22 protein-coding genes are annotated in these 25,319 nt (G+C 70.5%); 7 read left to right on the top strand and 15 right to left on the bottom strand.

Annotated elements, in window-relative coordinates; all coding sequences use genetic code 11:
• Nucleotides 1-3 precede the first annotated feature (3 nt).
• A complete protein-coding gene (locus DPA01S_RS02415; RefSeq protein WP_061229048.1) occupies nucleotides 4-1,578 on the bottom strand; it encodes a carboxyl transferase domain-containing protein in 1,575 nt (524 codons plus the stop codon).
• Between the two features lie 565 nt (nucleotides 1,579-2,143).
• On the opposite strand from DPA01S_RS02415, the gene DPA01S_RS02410 reads away from it, so the two are divergent.
• A complete protein-coding gene (locus DPA01S_RS02410) occupies nucleotides 2,144-2,434 on the top strand; it encodes a DUF1540 domain-containing protein (protein ID WP_061229049.1) in 291 nt (96 codons plus the stop codon).
• A gap of 31 nt (nucleotides 2,435-2,465) precedes the next feature.
• Here the strand turns inward: DPA01S_RS02410 and DPA01S_RS02405 are convergent, their stop codons facing one another.
• Nucleotides 2,466-3,143, bottom strand: coding sequence for a hypothetical protein (locus tag DPA01S_RS02405; RefSeq protein ID WP_061229050.1), 678 nt, complete (start codon nucleotides 3,141-3,143; stop codon nucleotides 2,466-2,468).
• A 147-nt stretch (nucleotides 3,144-3,290) separates the two neighbouring features.
• On the opposite strand from DPA01S_RS02405, the gene DPA01S_RS02400 reads away from it, so the two are divergent.
• A complete protein-coding gene (locus tag DPA01S_RS02400) occupies nucleotides 3,291-4,757 on the top strand; it encodes an amidase (RefSeq protein ID WP_061913809.1) in 1,467 nt (488 codons plus the stop codon).
• 331 nt (nucleotides 4,758-5,088) lie between these two features.
• Here the strand turns inward: DPA01S_RS02400 and DPA01S_RS02395 are convergent, their stop codons facing one another.
• Nucleotides 5,089-5,556, bottom strand: coding sequence for an Lrp/AsnC family transcriptional regulator (locus DPA01S_RS02395; protein WP_061913807.1), 468 nt, complete (start codon nucleotides 5,554-5,556; stop codon nucleotides 5,089-5,091).
• Between the two features lie 167 nt (nucleotides 5,557-5,723).
• Here DPA01S_RS02395 and DPA01S_RS02390 point away from each other — a divergent pair, with 167 nt between their 5' ends.
• The gene (locus tag DPA01S_RS02390) at nucleotides 5,724-9,356 is read left to right on the top strand and encodes an indolepyruvate ferredoxin oxidoreductase family protein (protein ID WP_061913806.1); all 3,633 of its coding nucleotides are present in this window, start codon (nucleotides 5,724-5,726) and stop codon (nucleotides 9,354-9,356) included.
• Between the two features lie 32 nt (nucleotides 9,357-9,388).
• On the opposite strand, the gene DPA01S_RS02385 is transcribed toward DPA01S_RS02390, so the two are convergent.
• The 6 genes from DPA01S_RS02385 to sucC form a co-directional block, all read right to left on the bottom strand.
• Nucleotides 9,389-10,033 (bottom strand): TetR/AcrR family transcriptional regulator, encoded by a 645-nt coding sequence (locus DPA01S_RS02385; RefSeq protein WP_082767727.1) that lies wholly within the window; start codon nucleotides 10,031-10,033, stop codon nucleotides 9,389-9,391.
• A 1-nt stretch (nucleotide 10,034) separates the two neighbouring features.
• Nucleotides 10,035-11,591: a bifunctional phosphoribosylaminoimidazolecarboxamide formyltransferase/IMP cyclohydrolase gene (purH, locus tag DPA01S_RS02380; RefSeq protein ID WP_061913804.1), complete on the bottom strand. Its 1,557-nt coding sequence runs from the start codon at nucleotides 11,589-11,591 to the stop codon at nucleotides 10,035-10,037.
• Nucleotides 11,588-12,217, bottom strand: a complete 630-nt coding sequence (purN, locus tag DPA01S_RS02375) for a phosphoribosylglycinamide formyltransferase (protein WP_061913802.1) — start codon at nucleotides 12,215-12,217, stop codon at nucleotides 11,588-11,590. Before purN ends, purH begins: the two co-directional genes overlap by 4 nt.
• A 62-nt stretch (nucleotides 12,218-12,279) precedes the next feature.
• Nucleotides 12,280-13,821: a cell division protein PerM gene (locus DPA01S_RS02370; protein ID WP_232302966.1), complete on the bottom strand. Its 1,542-nt coding sequence runs from the start codon at nucleotides 13,819-13,821 to the stop codon at nucleotides 12,280-12,282.
• A 129-nt stretch (nucleotides 13,822-13,950) separates the two neighbouring features.
• Complete coding sequence (sucD, locus tag DPA01S_RS02365; protein ID WP_061913798.1) at nucleotides 13,951-14,853, bottom strand: succinate--CoA ligase subunit alpha; 903 nt, start codon at nucleotides 14,851-14,853, stop codon at nucleotides 13,951-13,953.
• Nucleotides 14,854-14,874: 21 nt separating this feature from the next.
• Nucleotides 14,875-16,041 carry an ADP-forming succinate--CoA ligase subunit beta gene (gene sucC / locus DPA01S_RS02360; RefSeq protein WP_061913796.1) on the bottom strand — a complete coding sequence of 389 codons (1,167 nt, stop codon included), beginning with the start codon at nucleotides 16,039-16,041 and terminating at the stop codon, nucleotides 14,875-14,877.
• Nucleotides 16,042-16,464: 423 nt separating this feature from the next.
• On the opposite strand from sucC, the gene DPA01S_RS02355 reads away from it, so the two are divergent.
• Nucleotides 16,465-17,253, top strand: coding sequence for a M23 family metallopeptidase (locus DPA01S_RS02355; protein ID WP_061913794.1), 789 nt, complete (start codon nucleotides 16,465-16,467; stop codon nucleotides 17,251-17,253).
• Between the two features lie 34 nt (nucleotides 17,254-17,287).
• Here DPA01S_RS02355 and DPA01S_RS16215 read toward each other — a convergent pair whose 3' ends face one another.
• The 5 genes from DPA01S_RS16215 to DPA01S_RS02340 form a co-directional block, all read right to left on the bottom strand.
• The gene (locus DPA01S_RS16215; protein ID WP_232302978.1) at nucleotides 17,288-17,671 is read right to left on the bottom strand and encodes a TetR-like C-terminal domain-containing protein; all 384 of its coding nucleotides are present in this window, start codon (nucleotides 17,669-17,671) and stop codon (nucleotides 17,288-17,290) included.
• Nucleotides 17,672-17,701: 30 nt separating this feature from the next.
• Complete coding sequence (locus tag DPA01S_RS16675; protein WP_157076953.1) at nucleotides 17,702-17,875, bottom strand: hypothetical protein; 174 nt, start codon at nucleotides 17,873-17,875, stop codon at nucleotides 17,702-17,704.
• Between the two features lie 97 nt (nucleotides 17,876-17,972).
• Entirely contained in the window at nucleotides 17,973-18,143 is a 171-nt protein-coding gene (locus tag DPA01S_RS16670) for a hypothetical protein (protein WP_157076952.1), read from the bottom strand.
• Nucleotides 18,144-18,220: 77 nt separating this feature from the next.
• A complete protein-coding gene (locus DPA01S_RS02345) occupies nucleotides 18,221-20,692 on the bottom strand; it encodes a UvrD-helicase domain-containing protein (protein WP_061913790.1) in 2,472 nt (823 codons plus the stop codon).
• 41 nt (nucleotides 20,693-20,733) lie between these two features.
• Complete coding sequence (locus tag DPA01S_RS02340; protein WP_438356735.1) at nucleotides 20,734-22,158, bottom strand: alanine/glycine:cation symporter family protein; 1,425 nt, start codon at nucleotides 22,156-22,158, stop codon at nucleotides 20,734-20,736.
• A 59-nt stretch (nucleotides 22,159-22,217) separates the two neighbouring features.
• Between DPA01S_RS02340 and DPA01S_RS02335 the strand changes: the two genes are divergently transcribed.
• Nucleotides 22,218-22,499: a chorismate mutase gene (locus DPA01S_RS02335; RefSeq protein ID WP_061229061.1), complete on the top strand. Its 282-nt coding sequence runs from the start codon at nucleotides 22,218-22,220 to the stop codon at nucleotides 22,497-22,499.
• 9 nt (nucleotides 22,500-22,508) lie between these two features.
• Here the strand turns inward: DPA01S_RS02335 and DPA01S_RS02330 are convergent, their stop codons facing one another.
• A complete protein-coding gene (locus DPA01S_RS02330; RefSeq protein ID WP_061913788.1) occupies nucleotides 22,509-23,204 on the bottom strand; it encodes a DUF5701 family protein in 696 nt (231 codons plus the stop codon).
• 51 nt (nucleotides 23,205-23,255) lie between these two features.
• Here DPA01S_RS02330 and pgi point away from each other — a divergent pair, with 51 nt between their 5' ends.
• Nucleotides 23,256-24,914 carry a glucose-6-phosphate isomerase gene (gene pgi, locus DPA01S_RS02325; RefSeq protein WP_061229063.1) on the top strand — a complete coding sequence of 553 codons (1,659 nt, stop codon included), beginning with the start codon at nucleotides 23,256-23,258 and terminating at the stop codon, nucleotides 24,912-24,914.
• Nucleotides 24,915-25,103: 189 nt separating this feature from the next.
• Nucleotides 25,104-25,319: hypothetical protein (locus DPA01S_RS17175; RefSeq protein WP_232302965.1), on the top strand; the 216-nt coding region annotated here is incomplete at its 3' end.

Genomic DNA, 25,319 nt, shown 5'->3' with positions numbered 1-25,319 from the left:
TGCTCACATCCTGAAGACGCCGTTGTTGACCGGCTCGAGGGGGGCGTTGGCCGCGGCCGCGAGGGCCAGGCCGAGGACGGTACGGGTGTCGGCGGGGTCGATGATCCCGTCGTCCCACAGGCGGGCCGTCGAGTAGTACGCCGTCGACTGCTCGTCGAACTGCTCACGGATCGGGGCCGTGAACTCGGCCTGCTGTTCGTCCGTCCACTCCCCTCCCGCCTTGGTCACCTGCGCGGCGCGCACCGAGGCGAGGGTGTCCGCCGCCTGCGGGCCGCCCATCACGGCGATGCGCGCGTTGGGCCACATCCACAGGAAGCGCGGCGAGTAGGCGCGGCCGCACATCGAGTAGTTGCCGGCGCCGAACGACCCGCCGACGACGACGGTGAACTTGGGCACCCGGGCACACGCGACCGCGGTGACCATCTTGGCGCCGTTCTTGGCGATACCACCGGCCTCGTACTGCCGGCCCACCATGAAACCCGTGATGTTCTGCAGGAAGACAAGAGGGATCTTGCGGCGGTCGCACAGTTCGATGAAGTGCGCGCCCTTGAGCGCGGACTCGGAGAAGATGACGCCGTTGTTGCCGATGATCCCCACCGGGTGCCCGTGGATGTGGGCGAACGCGGTGACCATCGACGTGCCGTAGTTCTCCTTGAACTCCGTGTACTCGCCGCCGTCGACGATGGTGCCGATGATGTCGCGGACGTCGTACGGCTTGCGGGAGTCGACGGGGACGAGGTCGTAGAGGTCGCTCTGGGGGCGCGCGGGCTCGCGGGGCTCGAGCACCTCCCAGTCCGGCTCGGGCGCCGGCGGGCACGTGGCGACGATCTCGCGGACCTTCATCAGCGCGTCGTAGTCATCGTCGGCGAGGTGGTCCACGACGCCCGAGGTCTTGGCGTGCAGGTCGCCGCCGCCGAGCTCCTCGGCCGTGACCTCCTCGCCCGTCGCGGCCTTCACCAGCGGCGGTCCCGCGAGGAAGATGGTGCCCTGGTTGCGGACGATGACGGCCTCGTCGCTCATCGCCGGCACGTAGGCGCCACCCGCGGTGCACGAGCCCATGACCGCGGCGATCTGGGGGATGCCCTCGGCGGACATGGTCGCCTGGTTGTAGAAGATCCGGCCGAAGTGGTCGCGGTCCGGGAAGACCTCGTCCTGCTGCAGCAGCATCGCGCCGCCCGAGTCGACGAGGTAGATGCACGGCAGGTTGTTGGCGAGCGCCACCTCCTGGCCGCGCAGGTGCTTCTTGACGGTCATCGGGTAGTACGTGCCGCCGGAGACCGTGGCGTCGTTGGCGATGATCAGGCACTCACGGCCCGAGACCCGCCCGATCCCGGCGACGACGCCCGCAGCGGGCGCCTTGCCGCCGTACATCTCCTCGGCGGCCAGCGGCGAGAGCTCGAGGAACGGGCTGCCCGGGTCGAGCAGGACGTCCACGCGCTGCCGGGCGAGGAGCTTGCCCCGCTCGAGATGGCGCGCGCGGGCCTTCTCCCCGCCGCCCTGCGCGGCCCGCTCGAGGCGCTCGCGGAGGTCGGCGAGCAGTTCCTCGTGGGCCTGGCGATTGGTGGTCGCGGAAGTCATCAGCGCCGCTCCCTTTCAGTTAAGTCGGATTAACTGAAAACGAAGATAGTGCCGCGGCTCACAAAAGTCCAGACTCGTCGTCGGTCGGTGCCTGGAACACCCTGGCTCGGCCCGTGGGCGGCCGCGCGTCGCGCACCCGGATACAGCCGCGCGCGGCCAGCCCGGATACAGCAGCGCGCGGCCAGCCCGGATACAGCAGCGCGCGGCCATGGCGTCTCGCGCGCGCCGATGCGCAGGCCGGACGCCATGCCGAGGGGCGGCGATGGCTCAGCCATACATCCGCAGGAGCGAGACGCCATACACGGGAGCGGCGGGATCACTACGACGCCCACCGGCAGCGCGGCGGCGAGTTCCGGGCGGATGGAGGGGGGCAAACGGTCCCCGTGACACCACCCCACGAAGGGATCGTGGCGAGCCTGAAACTATGCCATCCGTCGCATACGTGCAGGTAGAGAGTTTAGGCTTGCCTGATTTAGCACAGCCTCAACTTGCTTGCAAGCCCTCGCCGTTCGGTGTTGACTCTGAGGCATACCACCCAGCCACAGCCACACGAGGAGCGATCGTCATGGCCACTCTCACCGGAATCAGCACCTGCACCGTCACCGCGTGCTCGTTCAACAGCGACCAGAGCTGCAGCGCGGGCGCGATCACCGTGGCGGGCGCCCCCGACCACGCCGAGTGCGGCACCTTCATCTCGCTGGACGTCCGCGGCGGCCTGCCCACCGCGAGCGCTCACGTCGGCGCCTGCCAGCGTGTCGAATGCACCTACAACAAGGACCTGCTCTGCTCCGCGGAGTCGGTCAAGATCGGTGCCGGCGCCGACACCGCCGACTGCCTCACCTACACCCCGGCCTGATCAGCGTGATGCCGCGCCGGCGCATCGCCTCTCAGCTGGCGCGGGCCACGTACTGACCCATCTCGCGGACGACGTCGTTGGCGCATTCCGCCCGGGTCACGAACGGCAGGTGGATGATATCGGCATCGGAGCCGAGGGCGGTCAGCAGATGCAAACCCTCCGCATCGACGCCCAGCACGTACGGCGGTTGCGCCGGGTCCCCGGACCCGGCCAGCATCGCCAGGTCGGATCCGAAGCGCGACCGGATCTCGTCCGCGAGACCGGGCGTCTCGCATGCCAGCGGGTCTGACGGGACTGCGTCCAGATGGGTCGCGTCGACCGTGCCCTCATGCCCCAGCCGGCGCACGTCGACCTCCCCGAGCTCGACCTCGATCTCGACGATCCACCCCTCGCCCTGGCGGGCGGCGCGCGCCACCCCGAAGCCGTAGAGGCTCGCCACATGCACCTTGGCCTCGACGATCGGCGCGAACTCGTCGATCATCACCACGACCTCGACCGAGTCGCCTGGCGCGACCATCAGACCGGACCAGGGCGCCGGGGTCCCGGTGACGACGATAGTCCCCTCCCCGATCCAGCGATGCCCCGCCGAGACCATGACGTCCGAGCGATTCTTGGTGCCGCGAACGGCGACGGTGGCGATACCCGATCCGTCGAGAAGACGACGCGCGCCCGTGGTGACCGGATTCGACACGATCGGGTGCGCTGTCATCGATGAGACCTCCAATTTCGGATCCAGATGCGATTGCCGCATTAGGTGACCCTTGCCTTAGTTAGTAACTCCTAAGATCCACGGCCTCGCCGTATCTGTCAAGAGGTGTACCCGACATCTCAGCCCGCCCCGCCCTACAGTGGGGGCGTGACCGACGCCATAGATACTGCCGATCGGGCAGCCGACCCGTCCGTCGGCCCACTGCGACTGCACGCCTTCCGCGACGACGCGCTCGGCTACGACGACGCCACGGCCCTGGCCGAGAGGGTTCGCCGGCGCGAGGTCTCGCCGACCGAACTTCTCGAGGCGGCGATCGAACGCTGCGCAGCGGTGGACCCATCGCTCGGCGCTCTCGTCCACACCGACTTCGACCGCGCCCGCGCCCGCGCCGCCTGGCACGATTCCTCGGAGTTGTCCGCCCCACTGGCCGGCGTCCCGAGCGCGTTCAAGGACGCAGTCCGGGTGGCCGGTTCGCCCATGCGGATGGGCTCGCTCGCCGTGCCCGTCACCCCGGCCCTACGGGACGGCCCCTACGCGCCACTGTTCCGCGCGACGGGACTCAACCCGGTCGGAACCACCGCGATGCCACCGTTCGGCTGGACCGCCGCCACCGAGAGACAGGGCGGGCTGGTCACCCGGAACCCCTGGAACACCGGCCGGACCAGCGGCGGCTCCTCGGGCGGATCATCAGCCCTCGTCGCCGCCGGCGCGCTGCCGATCGCCCACGCCAACGACGGCGGCGGGTCGATCCGTATCCCGGCCGCGGTCACCGGACTCGTCGGCTTCAAACCGAGCCGGGGCCGGCACCCCGACGAGTCGTTCTCCGCCTCCATGCCCATCAAGCTCATCTCCCAGTCGGTCGTCACCCGGTCGGTGCGGGACACCGTCGCCTTCCTCACGGCGTTCGAGTCCGCGTATCGCCCGGTCGGCGTCCCGCCGATCGGGCACGTCCGTCGCGCGCCGCGGCGCCGCCTGCGGATCGGGATGGTCGAAGCGAGCCCCGCTGGCGGGCCACCCGACGCCGCGGGCCTCGCGGTCTTGCGGCAGACCGCCGAGAGACTGTCCGCACTCGGGCACGAGATCATCCCCGCGGGGGCGCCCGTCGCCGAGACGTTCCGCGATGACTTCATCGCCTACTGGGGACTACTCGCGCTGAGCACCGCCGCGGGCGGGAAGCGCCTGTTCGATCCGCTGTTCGCCCACGACCGGCTCGACCCGTTCACCCTCGGACTGGCCGCGATGGCCCGGCGGAACCTGCCGACCCTGCCCCTCCGACTCGCGCGGCTGGCCAGAGTCCGCCGCCGGTTCGACGCGAGCTTCGGCGATGTCGACATCTACCTCAACCCGGTGGTGGCACACGAGACCCCGGAGGTCGGGTTCCTGGACGCCGACCAGCCGTTCGAGACCCACCTCGAGCGGGTGTCCGACTGGGTCACCTTCACCCCGCTGCAGAACGTCGCCGGCTCCCCCGCCGTAGCGCTGCCCACGGGTCGGGCACCGGACGGCATGCCGATCGGCGTCCACCTCTCGGCACGCCGCGGGCAGGACCGCATCCTTCTCGAACTGGCCTCCGAGTACGAGGCGGCCCACCCCTTCGCTCGCATCTGGGACTGACGGGCCCGCCCGGCGGCTCCTCGCCGGTCACATGGTTCACCAGTTCAGTAGCTACCCCACCAACCAGAGGCGGCCAACCGGAGTACAGCGCAGCCTCCCCAGTCCGCAATCTGGACGCTGGAATTCATGGCCGCCTACACGGTCACCCGGACCATGTCGTTCGCCAAGGCGTTGACCTTCTTCCGACGCACGTTCGTGCGCCTGACCCTCATCGGATTCTGGACCGCGGTGATCGCGGTCGTCGCGGGGCTCGCCGTCCCGCTGCTGCTGGCCGTGCAGAACATCGGCTGGCCGTGGCGACTGAGCCGTCGGGCCCGCCGGGCGCCGCGGCTCAGTCGCCGAGGAGCTGCGTGGCGCGCGGCCCCACGCGCTGACGCAGGATCACCTCGGTGCGCGTGCGGAGAACCCCCGGGGTCGAGATGATCGCGCTGAACAACTCCTCCAGGTGAGCGTGGTCGCGGGCCACCACGCGGCAGACGAGGTCGAACTCCCCCGCCACGCTCATCACCTCGAGCACTTCCCGGACCTTCGCCAGGCCAGCGCACGTCGACTCGAGCTCCGCCTGCGCCAGCTGGATGTGGACCAGCGCGCCGAGCGGGTAGCCGAGGGCGGCGGGGTCCAGCCTGGGCGCCCAGGAGGCGAGGACGCCGCGGGCCTCCAGCTTGTCGAGCCGCGCCTGCGCGGTGCCCCGGGCCACCCCGAGCCGTCGGGAGAACTCGCGGACGCCGACCCGGGGGTCGGCCATGACCACCCGGAGAAGGCGCCGGTCCGTATCGTCCAACTGGGGTGCGTGTTCCATGTGTCCACGGTAGACGACGACGAGAGGGCAACTGGCCCAGTTAGTTCAGGAACCGACGCTTCCGGTTGTGCAGAGTGTGCGCCCGATCGATGACCGCGTGACGCGCCTCACATTCCGTCCTAGCCTGAGGGAGAGACCCACGACGTCACACAGGCCAGGTGTTGATCATGACCTCTCTTCTCGGCCCCTCGAGCGGCACCCACGACGACCTCCCCCGGTTCGGGCGGGCGGACGCCGGATCGTTCTCCCTCTCCGACCGCTACACGCGCGAGAGCGGCACCATCTACCTGACGGGAATCCAGGCGCTCGTCCGGACGGTCCGGGACCGCGCCCGGCTGGACCGACGCCAGAACCTGCTCACCGCGAGCCTGGTGAGCGGCTACGAGGGTTCCCCTCTCGCCGGCTACGACCTCGAGCTGGCCCGGCGTGCGGAGTTCCTCGACCCGTTCGACATCGTGCACCGTCCGGCCCTCAACGAGGAGGCCGGCGCGACGGCGGTGATGGGCTCGCAACTGGCGCGCCGCACCGGCACCCTGCGCGCGACCGCCCACACCCGCGGCACCCCGCTGCAGGGCGTGGTGGGTTACTGGTACGGCAAGGCGCCCGGCCTGGACCGGGCCACCGACGCCCTCCGGCACGCCAACCTCATCGGCACCGACCCCAACGGGGGGGCCGTGGTGATGGTGGGCGACGACCCGGGGGCCAAGTCGTCGACGGTGCCGTGCGCGTCTGAGCTCGCTCTCGCCGACCTCTACATGCCCACCCTGTATCCCGCTGACTCGCAGGACGTGTTGGACTTCGGCGTACATGCGGCGATCCTCTCCCGCGTCTCCGGACTGTGGTCGGCGCTGAAGATCTCCGCGCACGTGGCGGACGCCTCGTCGACCGCGCTCGTGGACCCTGACCGGATCCTGCCGGTCTACGGCGATCTCGGCACCAGTCCGCACGTGCCCTCGGGGCACCTCCTTGGCTCGAACCTCATGGAGCTCGAGCAGAACCAGCTCACCATCCGCCTTCCCCGCGCTCTGGAGTACGCACGCCTCAACCGGCTCAACCAGATCGTGCAGTCGACCGCCGACGACCGGATCGGAATCGTCGCGGCGGGCAAGACGTACCTCGACGTGCGGGAGTCGCTGCGCAGGCTCGGGATCGGCGACGACGAACTGGGCCGACGGGGGATCCGGATCCTCAAGCTCGGGATGATCTACCCGCTCGAGCGCACGATCCTCGACGAGTTCATGTCCGGGCTCGACGAGGTGATCGTCGTGGAGGAGAAGCGGGACTTCATCGAGACCATGATCCGGGACATCCAATTCCGTAAACCCGGGGTGGCGAACGTCGTCGGCAAGGCACACGAGGACGGGGCGACGCTGTTCAGCCGCTTCGGCGAGCTCGATGTGGACTCGGTGACCCGCGGACTCGCGCAGCGGCTCGGCACCGTCCACGGGATCACCTCCGCCGGCGCCTGGCTCGACGGCCCGGGCCGCGCCCGCACCCGCATAGCGCTGCCGCTCGCGGCGTCGCGCACCCCGTATTTCTGTTCGGGGTGCCCGCACAACAGCTCGACCAAGGTCGCCGACGGGACGCTCGTCGGCGGCGGGATCGGCTGCCACGCGATGGTTCTCATGATGGACGAGCAGCAGGTCGGCCACGTCACCGGCGTCACCCAGATGGGCGGCGAGGGGATTCAGTGGACGGGGATGGCGCCGTTCCTCGACGAGCGGCACATGGTGCAGAACGTCGGTGACGGCACATTCATGCACTCGGGGTCGCTGGCCCTGCGGGCGGCGGTGGCCTCCGGGGACAACATCACCTACAAGCTGCTCTACAACGGCACGGTCGCCATGACCGGCGGGCAGGACCCGGTCGGCGAGATGAGCCTGCCCGAGATCGTGAGCCTGCTGCAGGCGGAGAAGGTCGCGAAGATCGTCGTCACCACCGACGATGTCAAGGCGACCCGGGCCCGCGGACTGCCGCGCGGCGTGGAGGTCCGCGACCGCACGGAGACCCTCGAGGTCCAGCAGGAACTCGCCGCGGTGCCCGGTGTGACGGTGCTGGTCCACGATCAGTACTGCGCCGCGGAGAAGCGCCGCCACCGCAAGCGCGGCGACTACCCCACGCCGGAGCGGCGCGTGGTGATCAACGAGCGCATCTGCGAGGGGTGCGGCGATTGCGGCAAGAAGTCCAACTGCCTGTCCGTCCACCCGGTCGACACCGAATTCGGGCGTAAGACCCAGATCGACCAGTCGACGTGCAACTTCGACTTCTCCTGCCTGCAGGGCGACTGCCCTGCGTTCGTCACCGTCGTGCCCGGCGCCCGCACCGAACGGGTGGCCACTGCGCCGTCCCTGGGCGGGGCGGACCTTCCCGAACCCGAGCCGGCCGACATCGACGCGGGGCGCGGATTCTCACTGCGGCTGACGGGCATCGGCGGGACCGGGATCGTCACCGTATCGGCGGTGCTGGCCACCGCGGCCGTACTCGACGGCAACTCTGCCAGGACACTCGACATGACCGGCCTCGCCCAGAAGGGCGGCGCGGTCGTCTCGGACGTCCGCGTCTCCCGGTCGCCCGTGGAGCAACCCCCCAAGATCGGCGCCGGCGACTGCGACCTCTACCTGTGCTGCGACGGGCTCGTGGGTGCGGACGACAAGCACCTCGAGGTCGCCCACCCCGAGCGAACGACGGCGGTCGTGTCGACCACGCGGATTCCCACCGGGAAGATGGTGATCGACACCTCCGAGCACTACCCCGCTACCTCGGACATCCAGTCCGCGATCGACCGGGCCTGTGCACGCGGCATCTACCTGGACCCGGGTGAGCTCGCCGAGAAGCTCTTCGGCTCCACGCAGACGGCCAACATGTTCATGGTGGGCGCGGCGTACCAGAGCGGTGCCCTGCCCATCTCGGCCGAGTCGGTCGAGCGCGCCGTCGAACTCAACGGCGTCGCGGTCGAGTCGAACCTCCAGGCGTTCCGCCGCGGCCGGCAGTCCGTCGCGGACCCGCAGGCCCTGTCCGCGCTGCTCGACACGCTCCACCGCCCGGCGGCCGCCGCCACCTCCGGGCCGCACCAGCCCTCCCCCGCCGCCGCGCGCGTGCTCGACGGGCTCGGCGCGGAGGCCTCAGACGAACTGCGCGCCGTGGTGGCCCGGCGGGTCGACGAGCTCATCGGGTACCAGGACGAGGCGTACGCCGCCGACTACGTCCGGCGGGTGGAGGCGGTGCGCGATGCCGAGTCACTGCAGGTCGAATCACTGCAGGACGGCATCGCGACGGGCCCGGCGTCCGAGCAGCTCACGCTGGCCGTGGCCCGGAACCTGTTCAAGCTCATGGCGTACAAAGATGAGTACGAGGTGGCCCGCCTGGCGATCGATCCGGAGTTCGCGGCGCAGCTGGACGAGGACTGGGGCGAGGGAGCGGTGGCCAGGCTGCAGCTCCACCCGCCGGCTCTGCGGGCCCTGGGGATGAAGAAGAAGATCTCGTTCGGCCCGAAGGCCATGCCGGCGATGCGGGCGCTGGCCCGGATGAAGCGGCTGCGCGGCACCCCGCTGGACGTGTTCGGCTACGCCGTGGTCCGCCGGGTCGAGCGGAAACTGCTGGACGAGTACCGCGCCCTGGTCGACGAGCTCGTGGACGACCTGCGGCGGACCGGCCCCGCGGGTCGGGACGCGACCTGGCGCGGCACCGCCGTGGCGCTGGCCGAGCTGCCGGACATTGTCCGCGGCTACGAGGAGGTCAAGCTGGCGAACGTCGAGCGCTACCGCGAGGAGATGGCCCGCCTCCGGCTCGCCCTGGGCTGACGCCCGACCCGCCGCCGCGCCCCACCCCGCGGTCACGACCGCAGGGCCGCCGACGCCATCGTGGTGAGGACGGCGCGCAGGTCGGCCTCGGCCATCGCCGGCAGGCGCGGGCTCGAGTTGAGCAGCCCGAACACCGCGTGCACGTGCGCGCGCGCCTGCGTGGAGGACAACTCGGGCCGCAGGCGCACGAGAGCGTCGACCCACAGTTCGGCGTACTCACGCTGCAGGGTCCGCACCTCGTGCCTGGGCGCGGCCGGGAGTGATCCGAGGTCTCGGAACTGGACGCTGATGAGGTCGGGCTCGGTGGCCACGAAGTCGACGTGGACGGCGAGCAGGGCGTCGAGGACCCGGTCCGGGTCGCCGCCGCGCTCCACCGCCGCGCGACCGCCGTCGCGCAGCCGCCGGGAGATGTCGAGCAGCATCTCGGCGAGCACGTCCTCTTTGGAGGAGAAGTAGCGGTACATGCCGGGGCCGGAGATTCCCACTTCGGCGCCGATGTCATCGAGGCGCACGGCGTGGAATCCGCGGCGGGCCATGAGTCGGGCCGCGGCGGCGAGGATCTCGCCCCGCCGTCGCGCCTTGGCCTGGGCGCGCGGGGTCAGCGGGGCCGCACCGACTGCCCCGTCGACTGCCCCGCTGCCGCCCGCCCCGCTGCCCGCCGCACCGGTGCCCGCCATGTCAGTGGAAGAAGTGCCGGGCGCCGGTGAAGTACATGGTGATCCCGGCCTTCTCGGCGGCCTCGATCACCTCCGCGTCGCGCACGGAGCCGCCGGGTTGGACCACCGCGCGGACGCCGGCCTCGGCGAGCACCTGGAGCCCGTCGGCGAAGGGGAAGAACGCATCCGAGGCGGCCACGGAACCGGTGACCCGCTCCCCCGCGCGCTGCACGGCGAGCCGCGCCGAGTCGACTCGGTTGACCTGGCCCATGCCCACGCCGACGGTCGCGCCGGACTGGGCGAGCAGGATGGCGTTGGACTTGACCGCCCGGCAGGCGCGCCACGCGAACAGCAGGTCGCGGAGGGTCTGCTCGTCGGCGTCGACGCCGCAGGCCTTGGTCCAGCCGGCCACGACGTCGCCGTCGGCGTCGAGGGCGTCGCGCTGCTGCACGAGCACGCCGCCGGAGATCTGCTTGCGCTCGATCTCCTCACCGACGGGCGGCTGCGCTTCGAGGATCCGGATGTTCTTCTTGCGCTGGAGGATCTCCACGGCGCCGTCGGCGTACGACGGCGCGATGATCACCTCAGTGAATATCTCGGCGACCTGCTCAGCCATTTCGACGCTGACCTCGCGGTTCGCGGCGATCACACCGCCGAAGGCGCTGACCGGGTCGCACTCGTGAGCGGCGCGGTGAGCGGCGGCGATGTCGGTGCCGATCGCGATGCCACACGGGTTGGCGTGCTTGATGATCGCCACGCACGGCTCGGCGTGATCGAAGGCGGAGCGCCACGCGGCGTCGCCGTCGACGTAGTTGTTGTAGCTCATCTCCTTGCCGTGCAGCTGGCTGGCCTGCGCGAGGCCCGGCGCGGCAGCGGCGTCGGTGTAGAGGGCGGCACTCTGGTGCGGGTTCTCGCCGTAGCGCAGGGTGGCCACGAGGTCGAGGCTCTGGCCCTGCCAGACCGGGTAGCCCTCGTCCGCGCCGGTGGTCTGCTCGGTCATCCAGGTGGCCACGGCGACGTCGTAGGCGCCGGTGTGCCGGAACGCGGCGGCGGCGAGGCGGCGGCGCTGCTCGAGCGTGAACCCGCCCGCGGCGACGGCCTCCAGCGCGTCGCCGTAGCCGGCGGGGTCCACCAGGACCGCGACGGAGGGATGGTTCTTGGCCGCCGCGCGGACCATGGACGGTCCGCCGATGTCGATCTGCTCGACGCAGGCGTCGTAGTCGGCGCCGGAGGCGACGGTGTCGGTGAAGGGGTAGAGATTGACGACGACGAGCTCGAACGGTTGCACGCCGAGGCCCTCGATCTGCTCGAGATGCTCGGGCTTGCGGGTGTCGGCCAGGATGCCGGCGTGGACCCGCGGGTGCAGGGTCTTGACCCGACCCTCGAGGCATTCCGGGAACCCGGTCAGCGCGTCGACGGGCGTCACGGCGATCCCGGCGTCCGCGATGCGCTGGGCGGTAGAGCCGGTGGAGACGATCTCGACCCCGGCGTCGGCAAGCCCCCGGGCGAGTTCTTCCAGCCCGGTCTTGTCGTAGACGCTGATGAGGGCACGGCGGACGGGCCTGCGGGAGTCGGTCACTTCAGGTGCACCTTTCGACCTTCGATGTGGAGTCGGCCGCGGGCGGCGGCCGCGAGGACGTCGACGAGCAGTTCGCGCTCGACGACCTTGATGCGTTCGTGGAGGGTGGGCTCGGTGTCGTCGGGGAGGATCTCGACGGCGCGCTGGGCGATCACCGGGCCCGTGTCGACCCCGACGTCGACCAGGTGCACGGTGCAGCCGGTGACCCGTACCCCGTACGCGAGCGCGTCGCGGACGGCGTGCGCGCCGGGGAACGACGGCAGCAGCGCGGGGTGGATGTTGACGACGCGGTCGGCGAAGCGACCCAGGAACTCGGCGCCGAGGATGCGCATGAACCCGGCCGACACGACCCAGTCGGGCGCGAACCGTGCCACGGCCTCGGCGAGGGCGAGGTCCCAGGCGGCGCGGTCCGGATGGTCACCGGGACGGAGGACGGCGGTGGGTATGCCGGCGCGGTCGGCGCGGGCGACGGCCTCGCAGGCGCGGTCGGAGACCAGCGCGATGACGCGGTACGGGCAGTCGCCCGCCGCGGCGGCGTCGAGGACACTCTGGGCGAGGGTGCCGGAGCCGGAGGCCAGCAGCACGATCCCGCAGGACCCGTCGCCGGAGGACTCGGTACCCGCCACCTGCTGCGCTCCCGCCCGTCGATCCGGCGGCCCGCCGGTCGCGCGGGCCTCGTCAGGGCAGTCTAGTCGGCCGGTCTCGGCTCCTCGTCAGGCAGACCGGCCGAATCGTCCGCGGCGGGCTCGGCGTCGGGCTCCTCAGCGGGCCCCGGCTCCTCACTCGACTCCCCTGCCGTCTCCCCTTCCTGCTCGTCTTCCGTCTCGTCCGCGACAGGCGGGTCCTCGGCTGCCGCACCCGATGGCGGGTCCGTCTCCACCGCGGTGTCGGATCCCGTGGCCCCGTCGAGGTCGGCCTCCACGTCCTCGGGGTGATCGGTGCCGGCTCGGAAGTGATCGACCTCGTCGTCCTCGTCGTCGTCCTCATCGGCGCCGGACGGGTCGACCACATCGTCGGACATCGTCCCCGCACGGCGGCGGCGACGCTCGAGCTCGCTCTCCGCGCGCTCCCGGCGCCGCGTCAGGCCCGCCAGCGACAGGGCGATGGTCGCCGACCCGATGATGCCGAACAGCAGCAGGCCCATCGCCGCCGCGATGAGCGACCCCGTGCCCACCGTGCCGAGAACACCGAGCTCGCCCCCGGCCACGACCGGACTCAGAGCGATCACCAGGGCCACGATCGCGGCGGCCAGCCACGCCGCCTTCACCGCGTCGCCGGTCGTCCGGAACCAGTGCGCAACCGACCGCGCTAACGCCGCCGCCACGACAACCGTCACCAGCAACAGACCCTGCACCGCCCAGTGCGGGTTGGTGGTGGGCAGCACGGCCGCCAGCGGGACGTCCGGCATCGGTCCGCGCGACACCGCGAAGACGCTGTACGAGGCCTGGCCAAGGTGAGCTTCTCCGCCCACGAGCACGGACACCGCGCCGATCACCACGTTGGGCAGATACGCCGCCGAGATCGCGGTGAGCGCAGCCGTCCCCACGACGTCCTTTCCGATCCCCAGCGCCGCCGCGACGGGCTCCCACGCCGCCACGAGGCCGACAAGGACCAGCAGGGTCGCGACCGCCGAGGCCGCGGCGACGAACGCCGCGCCCAGGTGGACGCCGCCGCGAACCCACAGCGGAACGACCTCGCGCAGGCCGCGCCGGAAGTACAGCCACACCCCCAGGCCCGCCCCGGCGATCGCCACGGCCGCCGTCCACCCCAACGCCGACGGCAGGGACGACTCCCGCACCGCGAAGTCCGACGCCGCGGAGCCCACGAGTAGCGTCGCCAGCCCGGTGAGCAGCAGACCCGCCACCGTCACGCCGGCCACCGCCGCTCCGGCCTCGCGCGCGCCCGGCTGCTCCACGTCCGCCAGCACCGCGCGGGTCTGCCGCGCCAACACCGCCACGTAGAGCACCGGCGGCAGCAGCGGGAGGAATCCTAATTCGATGGTGTCCACCACCAGCGGGACGCGGTTGAGCACCAACCACTCCACCGCGACCACCGGGAACAACGAGTCGAACCCGTCGGAGGTGAACACCAGAGTCGCCAGGGTCGAGGCGGCCAACACGAGCACGGTGACGATGACGGGAAGTGCCGCAGCCGCCGCCGTCCACAGCAGCGAACGGGCGCCCGCGGGAGACCGTCGGGCGGCGGGCCGGATGACGCGTGGGGGACTCACGCTGACCACCGTAGAGAGCCGGTCCGACATGCCCACCCCCGGCACGCCGCGACCCCCGCCATCCGGGGATGACGGGGGTCGCGGGAACCCTCACGCACGGCCGCCCCTCACGGGGCCGCCGCGGGTGGATCACAGGGCGTCGAGGATCTCCTTGGCGAGCTGGGCGGTCTCGGACGGCGTCTTGCCGACCTTCACGCCCGCGGCCTCGAGGGCCTCCTTCTTGGCCTGCGCGGTGCCGGCCGAGCCGGACACGATCGCGCCGGCGTGGCCCATCGTCTTGCCCTCGGGGGCGGTGAAGCCCGCAACGTAGCCGACGACCGGCTTGGTGACGTTGCCCTTGATGTAGTCGGCCGCACGCTCCTCGGCGTCGCCGCCGATCTCGCCGATCATCACGATGACCTTGGTCTCCGGGTCGTTCTCGAAGGCCTCGATGCAGTCGATGTGCGTGGTGCCGATGATCGGGTCGCCGCCGATGCCGATGGCGGTCGAGAAGCCGTAGTCGGCCAGCTCGTACATCATCTGGTAGGTCAGGGTGCCCGACTTGGACACGAGACCGACCGGGCCCTTGCCGGTGATGTTGGCCGGGGTGATGCCGACCAGCGACTCACCCGGTGTGATGATGCCCGGGCAGTTGGGGCCGATGATGCGGGTCTTGCCGCCCTTGGCGAGGTTGTAGTTCCACGCGGTGGCGGTGTCCAGGACCGGCGCGCCCTCGGTGATGACCACGGCGAGCGGGATCTCCGCGTCCACGGCCTCGATGATGGCGTCCTTGGTGAACGGCGGCGGTACGAACAGGATCGTCGTGTCGGCACCGGTGGCCTCCATGGCCTCCTTCACGGAACCGAAGACGGGCAGCTCGATGTCGTTGCCGTCGGCGTCCTTGTGGGACACGGTGGTGCCGGCCTTGCGGGCGTTGACGCCACCGACGATCTGGGTGCCGGCCGCGAGCATGCGGGCCGTGTGCTTGGTGCCCTCGCCGCCGGTGATGCCCTGGACGATGACCTTGCTGTCCTTGTTGAGGAAGATCGACATGTGTGTAAGGTCCTCTGCTTCTTACTTGGCGGCCAGCTCGGCGGCCTTGTCGGCGCCGGAGTCCATATTGTCGGCCAGGGTGACGAGCGGGTGGTTCGCCTCGGCGAGGATCTTGCGACCCTCCTCGACGTTGTTGCCGTCCAGACGCACGACGAGCGGCTTGTTGGCCTCGTCGCCCAGGATCTCCAGGGCCTTGACGATGCCGTTCGCCACCGCGTCGCAGGCGGTGATGCCGCCGAAGACGTTGACGAACACGCTCTTCACCTGCTCGTCGCCGAGGATGACGTCGAGACCGTTGGCCATGACCTCGGCGGACGCGCCGCCGCCGATGTCGAGGAAGTTGGCGGGCTTGACGCCACCGTGGTTCTCGCCTGCGTAGGCGACGACGTCGAGGGTCGACATGACCAGGCCGGCGCCGTTGCCGATAATTCCGACCTCGCCGTCGAGCTTGACGTAGTTGAGGCCGTTCTCGGCGGCCTTCTGCTCGAGCGGATCGGTGGTGCCCGCATCGGCGAAGTCGGCGAAGGTGTCCTTGTGACGGAACTCGGCGTTCTCGTCCAGCGTCACCTTGCCGTCGAGCGCGAGGATCTCGTCGTTCGGCGTGCGCACGAGCGGGTTGACCTCAACCAGGGTGGCGTCCTCCTTGACGAAGACCTCGTACAGCTTGGCGATGGTCACCGCGGCGGCGTCCAGCACCTCCTCCGGCAGGTGGCCGGCCTTCGCGATCTCGCGGGCCTTGGCCACGTCGACGCCCTCGGTGGGGTCGATGTTGATCTTCGCGAGCCGGTCCGGGGACTCCTCGGCGACCTGCTCGATCTCGACGCCGCCCTCGACCGAGCACATGGCCAGGTAGTTGCGGTTAGCGCGATCGACAAGGAAGGAGATGTAGTACTCCTCCGCGATGTCACTGGCCTCGGCGACCAGCAGCTTCTTGACGATGTGGCCCTTGATGTCCAGGCCCAGGATGTCCTCGGCCCGGGCTCGAGCCTCCTTGGCATCCTCTGCCAGCTTCACGCCGCCGGCCTTACCACGGCCACCGACCTTCACCTGGGCCTTGACGACAACAGGCTTGCCGATCTCGGCCGCGACCTTCTCGGCCTCCTCCGCGGTCTCCGCGACGCGCCCCGGGGTGGTGGGCACGTCATGCTTCGCGAAAAGAGCCTTTGCCTGGTATTCAAAGAGATCCATCAGCTCACCATCTTGACGTGGGTAGATTCGCCCGGCCCCGTTGTAAAGCCGAGTCCTGCCTCATCCTAGGCGCGCGGTGTGTCGCCCGTCGCACCCCGGGGGTATGTGTGTGTATGTATGTGCACTGAATCACAGCGCGCGTCAGCCCGGGCGCGATCGCCGACGCTCTCTGGGCCCCCTCGGGATCCTTCAAACCCCTCGAACCACGCGAGTCACACCGGTGTGATGCACTCCGCTCCCGCGGGGCGGTCGCCGCCTTGCGAGGCCGTTGCCGGTCCGTTACCTTGGACGACGTTCATCACGAAAAGATCACGGCGCGACGACAGAGGGGAAACGACCACGGTGAGAGAGTCGCATCAGGAAGTAGCAGCGACTCCTGTCGTCATTCCTCCGGCCGGTGCGCATCGCGTCGGCCGCCACCGGATGCCCGCGCCGCCGACCGCCCTGCGCGGTCGCGCCGCCGTCCTCGCCGTGGCCGCGGGCGCCGCGGTCTCCGCCGCCTCGGCGGGCTCCGCGCTCAACGCTACCGGCACGCACTCGGCCGAGGCCGGCGACATCGCCCTGCTGGCCAACGGCGAGCCGGCCCCCGCCACCACGAGCCCCGCGGCGCCCGGCACCTCCACGCCGGCGACACCGTCCGCACCCGCGCCCGTCGTGGTCCCCGCCTCCGTCGGGGAAACCGACACCGAGAACATCCAGTCGGCCATGCTCTACGCGGGCACGGAGATCAACGCGCAGCGTGAGATCGCCGAGGAGCAGGCCCGGCGGCCGAAGGTCTCCCTCCCCGCGTTCGGCTCGTTCACCTCGCCGTACGCGATGCGCTGGGGCACGATGCACCAGGGCATCGACATCGCCAACGTCAACGGGACGCCGATCCTGGCGGCGACCGACGGCGTCGTGATCGACGCTGGTCCCGCCCAGGGCTTCGGCAACTGGATCCGCATCATGTCCGACGACGGCACGATGACCGTCTACGGCCACATGGAGCGGCTCGACGTCCAGAAGGGCCAGCGCGTGTACGCCGGCCAGCAGATCGCCGGAATGGGTAACCTCGGGTTCTCCACCGGCACCCACCTGCACTTCGAGGTCCTGGTCAACGGCGGCAAAGACTACGTCGACCCGGTCGTGTGGCTCGCCCAGCACGGTCTCGACCTGGCCACGGGCAGCCTCGCCGGCTCCCACGACCACGCCCACGGCTCGCTCGGCAACTGAGCACACCCGCCCTCGCTGCCCGGCTACCACCGCCTCACCGGGCCCGCGATCCGCTGAGCAGTAGGTCGACCAACGCGTCCACCTCGGGCGCGTCCATCGGGCGGCGCATCGCCAGGGGCGTGAAGATGATCGGCGCGAGGAGTGTGTCGACCACCGTGCGCGGGTCGAGCCCCTCCGCGACCTCGCCCCTCTCCGCGGCGACGTGCACCAGTCGATGCCACGACTCCATCGCCGGCCGCCACAGATCCAGCACCGTCTGGTTGAACTCCGGATGCTGGCCGCCCGCCATGATCGCGGCGATCGCGCCCTCGACCGGCCCCGCGGCGAACTCAGCGAGCCGGTGCGCGAGCGCCCGGAGATTCTCCTCCCACGAGCCGGAGGCTTCGACGACCGGCGCCCGCCGCCCATGGGTCCGCAGGGCCTCGACGAGCAGATCGTGACGAGTCGGTCACCACCGGTAGACCGTCCGCCGACCCACCCCCGCTCGCGCCGCGACGTCGACGATACTGAAGGTCAGATGCCCCTCAGCCAGGTAGCCGAGTGTCGCCTCCCCCACCGACTGACGCACCTTCTCGCTGCGCCCACCTGCGCGTACCCGCGCCCGTCCTTTCTCGGTCTCCACCCGGCCGCACCTCCGCCCCCGATCGAGTGATAAAAGCGTTTACACATTCTTATCGACACAATCCGGGCTTCCAAAACCACCTGCATGACATTCTCCGCTAGGACAGGTCACCGGCGCACCGGGAGGGGAACCCGCTCACGAGGACACGACTCATCCCGACGTCGCCGTGGTCGGCGCGGGCCCGATCGGCGCCGCGACCGGTCGCCATGACCAGCGTCGGCTCCACCGTCGTCCTCGCGGAGGTGGAGGGCGCGCAAAGCCTGGACATGCGACCCTGGTGCTGCTGAAGTACCGCGACGGTGAGCGCCCGGTGGTCCCCCTTCCGCGTCAGAGCTCCTGCGGCGCTCAGAGCTTCTGCATGGGGACGCCCCCGATGAGCATGAGCCGCACCTTCCCGGAGGCACCGAAGTCGATGGTCGCCGTGGCGCGCGGACCGCTGCCGTCGCAGGAGAGCACCTTGCCGAGGCCGTACTTGTCGTGCGTGACCCGGTCACCCGGCGCCAACTCCAGCGCGGGCGCGGACGGCTTCGCGCGCGGGATCCCGGGCGACCGTCCACCGGAGCCGCCGCCGGAACTGAATCCACCGGAGCTGCCGCCGAAGCGCCGCCGCGGGGCGTACGAGTCGTCGTCCCCGAACCCGGCCCCGCCGGCGGGCTCCTCCCGCTGCCACTCGATCGCCTCGGAGGGGATCTCCTCCAGGAACCGCGACCCCGGGTTGGTCATGGGCTGGCCCCACGACGAGCGCATCATGGCCCGCGTCAGGTACAGACGCCGCCGGGCGCGGGTGATGCCGACGTAGGCCAGCCGCCGCTCCTCGGACAGCTCCGCTGGATCGCCCAGCGCCCGCATGTGCGGGAACAGTCCGTCCTCCATACCGATGAGGAACACCACCGGGAACTCCAGGCCCTTTGCGGTGTGCAGGGTCATGAGTGTGACCTGCCCCTGATCGTCGTCGGGGATCTCGTCCGCGTCGGCCACCAGCGACACGCGCTCCAGGAACGCCGCCAGCGACCCCGGCTCGGCGAGACCCTCGTCCAGGTCCGGGTCCGCGTCGGCCTCCTCCACGAAGCCCTGCTCGCGGGCGGAGCGTTGGAGCGCCGCCTCGGACGAGAACTCCCGCCCCACGCCCACCAGCTCGTTGAGGTTGTCGAGTCGCGCCGCGTCCTGCGGATCGTTGGACGCCTCCAGCTCGGCGCGGTAGCCGGTGCGCTCGAGTACCGCCTCCACGAGCGCGCCCACGTCGGGCGCGGAGTCGTGCCCGCCGGCGTGGTCGTCGCCGTCGAGGCGCCCGCGCAGGTCGTCGAGCATCTCGACGAACCCGGCGATCGCCTTGACCGAACGCGAAGGCAGCAGCGAGACCTTCCCCTCCGCCGCGTCGCGCAAGGCCTGCGCGAAACCGATCCCGCGCTGCTCGGCGTGGACCACGACGCACGCCTCGGCCCGGTCGCCGATTCCGCGCCGCGGGGTGTTGAGGATACGCCGGATCGCCACCGCGTCGTCCGGGTTGTTCAGCACCTTGAGGTAGGCGACCACGTCGCGCACCTCCTTACGCTCGTAGAAGCGCGTACCGCCGACGACCTTGTACGGCAGGCCGAGGCGGACGAACACGTCCTCGATCACGCGTGAGGAGTTGTTGGTCCGGTAGAACACAGCGACGTCGGAGTACGAAGCCTCCCCCGCGTCCACCAAGCGGTCGATCTCCCCGGCGATGAACCTCGCCTCGTCGTGCTCGTTGTCCGCGACGTACCCCACCAGCAGCTCGCCGGCACCCTCGGCGGTCCACAGGTTCTTCTCGCGCCGCCCGGCGTTCCGCGCGATCACGGCGTTGGCGGCCGAGAGGATGGTCTGGGTGGAGCGGTAGTTCTGCTCCAACAGGATGGACCGGGCGTCGGGGTAGTCGTGCTCGAAGTCCTCGATGTTCCGGATCGTGGCCCCGCGGAACGCGTAGATCGACTGATCCGCGTCACCCACCACACAGAGTTCGGCCGGGGGGACGCCCACCTCGTCGTCGTCGGACGCCGTGCCGCCCACGAGGGTGCGGACCAGGACGTACTGCGCGTGGTTGGTGTCCTGGTACTCGTCCACCATGACGTGGCGGAACCGCCGCCGGTAGTACGCGGCGACCTCCGGGTGCGCGCGTAACAGGGCGACGGTCTCACCGATGAGATCGTCGAAGTCGAATGCGTTGGCCGCCTGCAGCCGCGCCTGGTACTCGGTGAACACGGCGGCCACGGTCTGCGCGGTGCGGTCCGAGTCCTCGAGCGCCCGGTCCATGGCCTCAGCCGGGTCGCGCAGCTCGTTCTTGTGGCTGGAGATGGCCGAGGCGAGCATGCGCGGGGTGAACTTCTTGACCTCGAGCTGCTGCTCCTTGGCGATCATCCCCAGCAGACGCCGGGAGTCGTCCGAGTCGTAGATCGTGAAGTTCGAGTTGCGGGTCCCGAGCAGCGCGGACTGGGCCCGGAGGATGCGCACGCAGATCGAGTGGAAGGTGGCCACCCACATCCGCTCGGCGTGCGGGCCGACCAGCGCCGCGACGCGCTCCCGCATCTCCGCCGCGGCCTTGTTGGTGAACGTGATGGCCAGGATCTGCCCCGGGTGCGCACCGCCCTCGGCCAGCAGGTAGGCGATCCGCCGCGTGAGCACGCTGGTCTTGCCCGACCCCGCGCCCGCGACGATCAACAGCGGGCCGCCGCGGTGGGTGACCGCGGCGGCCTGCTGTGGGTTGAGCCCGTCAAGGAGGGCTGAGTGGGCCGAGTGGGCCGAGTGGGGCGAGTGGGGCGAGTGCTGGCGGGCGGGGGCGGAGGCGGTGTCGGTCATCGTGGGTCCAATCTACCCACCCGGTCCGACACGGCCCGTGGTCAGCGCGTGCGGGCCCCCATGAACTCCTCGACCTGCGAGGCAGTGGCGTCCAGACGCGGGTCATTGTCCAGGTAATGACGCGTCTCGCGGACGATCAGCCCGGACAGTACGAGCAGGCCGATGAGGTTCGGGATGGCCATGAGGCCGTTCATCACGTCGGCGAAGTTCCACACCACCTCGAGTTCGGTGACGGCGCCGATGAACACCACGCAGGTGAAGACCATGCGGTACGGGATGACGCCGCGCGCGCCCACGAGCCGCTCCATGCACCGCTCGCCGTAGTACGACCAGCCGAGGATGGTGGAGAAGGCGAAGAACGCGATGGACACCGCGACGAGCTTGTCGCCCTCGGGGATCGCCGAGGCGAAGGCGTCGGCGGTCATCGTGCCCGCGACGTCACCGCCTCCCTGCCACACGTCGGTGGTGACCAGGACCAGGCCGGTGAAGGTGACGACGATGATCGTGTCGATGAACGTCTGCGTCATCGAGACCAGACCCTGCCGGGTGGGGTGGGTGGTCCGGGCCGCCGCGGCCGCGATCGCCGCCGAACCCATGCCTGACTCGTTGGAGAAGATTCCGCGGGCGACGCCCATCTGGATGGCGTACAGGATCGCGGAGCCGGCGAAGCCACCGACGGCCGCGGTGCCGGTGAAGGCGTCGGTGAACACCAGGGCGAACGCGGCAGGGATCTGCTCGGCGTTGACGACCAGCACCACGAGCCCGCCGATGATGTAGAGCAGGATCATGAGCGGGACGAACCCGGCGGTGACCCGGCCGATCGACTTGATGCCGCCGAGGAGCACGGCGCCCGTCAGGACGAAGAGGACGATGCCGGTGGTCACGTGGGAGACACCGAACGAGTTCTCCAGCTGGGTGGCCACGGCGTTGCCCTGGGTCATGTTGCCGATGCCGAAGCTGGCCAGGACGGCGAACACCGCGAACACGATTGACAGGACCAGGCCGACCCGCCCGCCGGTACGGCCGAAGATCTCGGCGAAGCCACGGTGGAGGTAGTACTGCGGGCCGCCGGATTGCTCGCCGCGCGCGTCGGTGACGCGGTAGCGCACGCCCAGGAAGGCCTCGGAGTATTTGGACGCCATGCCGACGAGCGCGGTGATCCACATCCAGAACAGCGCACCCGGCCCGCCGAGCGCGATCGCGGTGGCGACGCCGACGATGTTGCCGACGCCGACCGTGGCCGCCAGCGCCGTGGTGAGCGCCTGGTACTGCGAGATGTCGCCCTCGCCGCCGTCGTCCTTCCGCTTGACCAGGCCGAGCCGCAGCGCGGGGGCGAGCTTGCGGAACTGCAACGCCCGCAGTCGGATGGTGAGGAAAAGGCCGGTGCCCAGCAGCAGCGGGATGAGGACGAACGGCCCCCAGATCACCGATCCGATGTCGGCGAGAAACGAGTTGATTTCTTCCACGGGCGCAAACATTAGACGGTTGTTCGGTCGCTCCGGGGTGCAGTGGGATAATTCGCTCCATGAGCACCGACCCCGCCGGCACCGACGATCCGCTGTCCGAGGCCGAGATCCAGGAACTGCGGCTGGAGATCGACCGTCTGGACGCCGAGATCCTCGACGCCATCACCCGCCGCAGCGAGATCTCCCGCCGCATCGGCCGCACGCGTATGCAGTCGGGCGGCACCAAGCTCGTGCACACGCGCGAGCTCAAGGTCTACGAGCGCTTCGCATCCCTCGGCGAGGAGGGCCAGACGCTCGCCGGGATGCTCCTCCGCCTGGGCCGCGGCCGGTTGGGGTACTAGGCGACCCGCCTATTGAACCGGTCCCCGCCTGCCGGACGTCGACGCGAAGCCCAGCCATGTGTGGTGGTTGCCCGCCCAGCACCACCCCACCTTGGGCGCGCCCTTGTTCTCCTTGCCGTCGCGTCCGGTGCCGCCGCTGATCCACAGCGCGGGAGTGCGGGAGTCGAGCCCGCCGGTCGGCTTGGGTTTGCGCGAGCCGATGCACATGAAGCACGCGCCCGGCTCGAGCGCGTCGGGTTGCTGCAGGACCCAGCTGATCCCCTCGGAGACGGTCAGCGGTGTGCGTCCGCGGGCGGTCAGTTCCGCGTGCGCGTCGGTGGGGGTCCAGTCCAGCATGTCGTCACCGCGGGTGACGTCGCCGAGAAGGTACAGCGGCGCGTCGGGGAGTGTGATGTCGTCGGTGGGTGTGAAGTCGGCGAGGTCGGTCATGTCGACGACGACGAAGCCCGCCTTCCCGTCGCGGCGCATGAGGGCGGCCAGTCGCGCGGCCGACAGGAGTGAGGGGTGGACGGCCAGAACTGCTCCGCCTTCGTCCCGCCCGTCACCGGATTCGGCGACCAGCGTGCGGGCGTGGTCCCGCAGCTGATCGGCACCGATCCCGGCGAACTCCGGCACGCGGAATGCGACGAGGCGCTCGGCCTGCGCGGTAACAGAGGAGGCGATGGGGAAGGCCGGTGCAGAATCGGCTGGAGTTACGGGGGTCACATCCCCTGAACAGTGGGCAGCGCGTTCGTATTCCCGGCTAATCTCGCAGCCATGACCGACATCAGCACGACGGAGCAGTGGGCAGCGGTCGAGGGTCTGGTCCCCTCGATCGGCGAGGTGACGTTGCGCGAACTGTTCGACGCCGATCCCGAACGCGGTCGCCGGATGTCGGTCACGGCGGGCGACCTGCACGTGGACCTGTCCAAGCACCTGGTCACCGACGAGATCCTGCACGCCCTCACCGAACTGGCCCACGCCGCCAGGCTTCCGGCGCAGCGAGCGGCAATGTTCCGGGGCGACCGCATCAACACGACCGAGGACCGGTCCGTCCTCCACACGGCGCTCAGGCTCCCGGCCGATGCCGAGCTCGTCGTCGACGGCTCCGACGTGGTGGCCGACGTCCACGCGGTCCTGGCGCGCATGACCGATCTCGCCGACCGCGTCCGCTCGGGCGAGTGGACCGGGTACACGGGCGAGCGGATCGACACGGTGGTCAACATCGGCATCGGCGGCTCGGACCTCGGCCCGGTGATGGTGGACGCCGCGCTACGCGATCTCCAGACCGCCGGGATCCGCGCGCGCTACGTCTCGAACGTCGACCCTGCGGACCTCACCGCCACCCTCGCCGAGATCAATCCGGCCACCACACTGGTCGTGGTCGCCTCCAAGACGTTCACCACGCAGGAGACGATGGCCAACGCGCATGCGGCGCGGCGGCACTTCATCGAGGCCCTGAGGTCGGAGGACGCGATCGCCTCTCACTTCGTCGCTGTGTCGACCGCCGCGGACAAGGTGGCCGACTTCGGCATCGCCCCGGACAACATGTTCGGTTTCTGGGACTGGGTCGGCGGCCGCTACTCGGTGTCTTCCGCGATCGGTCTGTCGGTGATGATCACGGCGGGCCCGGCGGCGTTCGTCGAGATGCTCGAGGGCTTCCACACCATGGATCTGCACTTCGCCACCGAGGCGCCCGAGCACAACGCGCCGGTCCTCATGGCGCTGCTCGGGATCTGGTACACGTGCTTCCTCGGCGCGCAGTCCAAGGCCGTCATCCCCTACTCCCAGGACCTCCACCGGTTCCCCGCCTACCTGCAGCAGCTCACCATGGAGTCCCTCGGCAAGTCCGTGCGCCTCGACGGTTCGGACGTTACTTATCCGACCGGCGAGGTCTACTGGGGCGAGCCCGGCACGAACGGACAGCACGCCTTCTTCCAGCTGCTCCACCAGGGCACCCAGCTCGTGCCCGTCGACTTCATCGGCGTGGCACGGCCGGCCGCGGACCTGGCCGCCGACGTGCCCGGCTCAGCGGAACCCGTCTCGATGCACGACATGCTCATGGCCAACCTCTTCGCCCAGTCGCGGGTCCTGGCGTTTGGCAAGACCGAGGAGGAGGTCCTCGCCGACGGCGTCGATCCCGCCCTCGCCCCGCACAAGGTCATGCCCGGCAACCGGCCCTCGACGACGATCCTCGCGCCGTCCCTGTCCCCGAGCGTCGTGGGCCAGCTCATCGCGCTGTACGAGCACATCGTGTTCACCCAGGCGGCGATTCTCGGCATCAACGCGTTCGACCAGTGGGGCGTCGAACTGGGCAAGGCACAGGCCGGTGAGCTCCTCTCCGCCCTCACCGCCGAGACCCACCCCGAGCCGGGCTTCGACTCCTCCACGGACTCACTCGTCGAGATCTACCGAGAGGCCCGCGGGCGGCGCTGACGCCGGCCCGGCCGGCGCTGCCGTGGGCCCGGCCGGCGGACCCGATCACTGCCCAGAGTCTCCCGGCGCACTGCCGCCGCCTCCGCCTGACACGTACCCCTTGTGGTGTCGAACACGTGGACGTAGAATAGAACACGTATTCGAGGCATAGCGCGGCACGGCCGCACGGTCGACCACGGGGGGTGGGGCATGGACGGCGATCCCGAGCGCACGGCCGGTGGCTCCGCGTCCTCTTCCGGCCCTGCCGGCTCCACTGGCTCGTCGGGCCCTGCTGACTCTCCCGGTGGCGGCCCGGCGGCGTTGACGGGGTTGACGGCGGCGGCGCGGGACGGCTGGGCGACCGAGAACCGCGCGGCCGCGCAGCGCCTGGTCGCCTGCTACGCCCTGCTGCAGGAGTGCTGGCGC

Source organism: Dietzia papillomatosis NBRC 105045 (assembly GCF_001570845.1).
In the GTDB taxonomy this organism is placed as follows: Bacteria; Actinomycetota; Actinomycetes; order Mycobacteriales; family Mycobacteriaceae; genus Dietzia; species Dietzia cinnamea.
This window is presented reverse-complemented; position numbering and strand designations above follow the sequence as displayed.

Excerpts from the sequence above, each read along its gene's own strand:
- DPA01S_RS02405 (WP_061229050.1), bottom strand. The coding sequence starts at position 3,143 with ATGACAGCGCACCCGATCGTGTCGAATCCGGTCACCACGGGCGCGCGT.
- sucC (WP_061913796.1), bottom strand. The coding sequence starts at position 16,041 with ATGGATCTCTTTGAATACCAGGCAAAGGCTCTTTTCGCGAAGCATGAC.
- DPA01S_RS02355 (WP_061913794.1), top strand. The coding sequence starts at position 16,465 with ATGCCCGCGCCGCCGACCGCCCTGCGCGGTCGCGCCGCCGTCCTCGCC.
- DPA01S_RS02335 (WP_061229061.1), top strand. The coding sequence starts at position 22,218 with ATGAGCACCGACCCCGCCGGCACCGACGATCCGCTGTCCGAGGCCGAG.
- DPA01S_RS02395 (WP_061913807.1), bottom strand. The coding sequence starts at position 5,556 with ATGGAACACGCACCCCAGTTGGACGATACGGACCGGCGCCTTCTCCGG.
- DPA01S_RS02385 (WP_082767727.1), bottom strand. The coding sequence starts at position 10,033 with ATGGCGGGCACCGGTGCGGCGGGCAGCGGGGCGGGCGGCAGCGGGGCA.
- pgi (WP_061229063.1), top strand. The coding sequence starts at position 23,256 with ATGACCGACATCAGCACGACGGAGCAGTGGGCAGCGGTCGAGGGTCTG.
- DPA01S_RS02390 (WP_061913806.1), top strand. The coding sequence starts at position 5,724 with ATGACCTCTCTTCTCGGCCCCTCGAGCGGCACCCACGACGACCTCCCC.
- DPA01S_RS16670 (WP_157076952.1), bottom strand. The coding sequence starts at position 18,143 with ATGTCCAGGCTTTGCGCGCCCTCCACCTCCGCGAGGACGACGGTGGAG.
- DPA01S_RS02345 (WP_061913790.1), bottom strand. The coding sequence starts at position 20,692 with ATGACCGACACCGCCTCCGCCCCCGCCCGCCAGCACTCGCCCCACTCG.
- DPA01S_RS02410 (WP_061229049.1), top strand. The coding sequence starts at position 2,144 with ATGGCCACTCTCACCGGAATCAGCACCTGCACCGTCACCGCGTGCTCG.
- sucD (WP_061913798.1), bottom strand. The coding sequence starts at position 14,853 with ATGTCGATCTTCCTCAACAAGGACAGCAAGGTCATCGTCCAGGGCATC.
- DPA01S_RS02415 (WP_061229048.1), bottom strand. The coding sequence starts at position 1,578 with ATGACTTCCGCGACCACCAATCGCCAGGCCCACGAGGAACTGCTCGCC.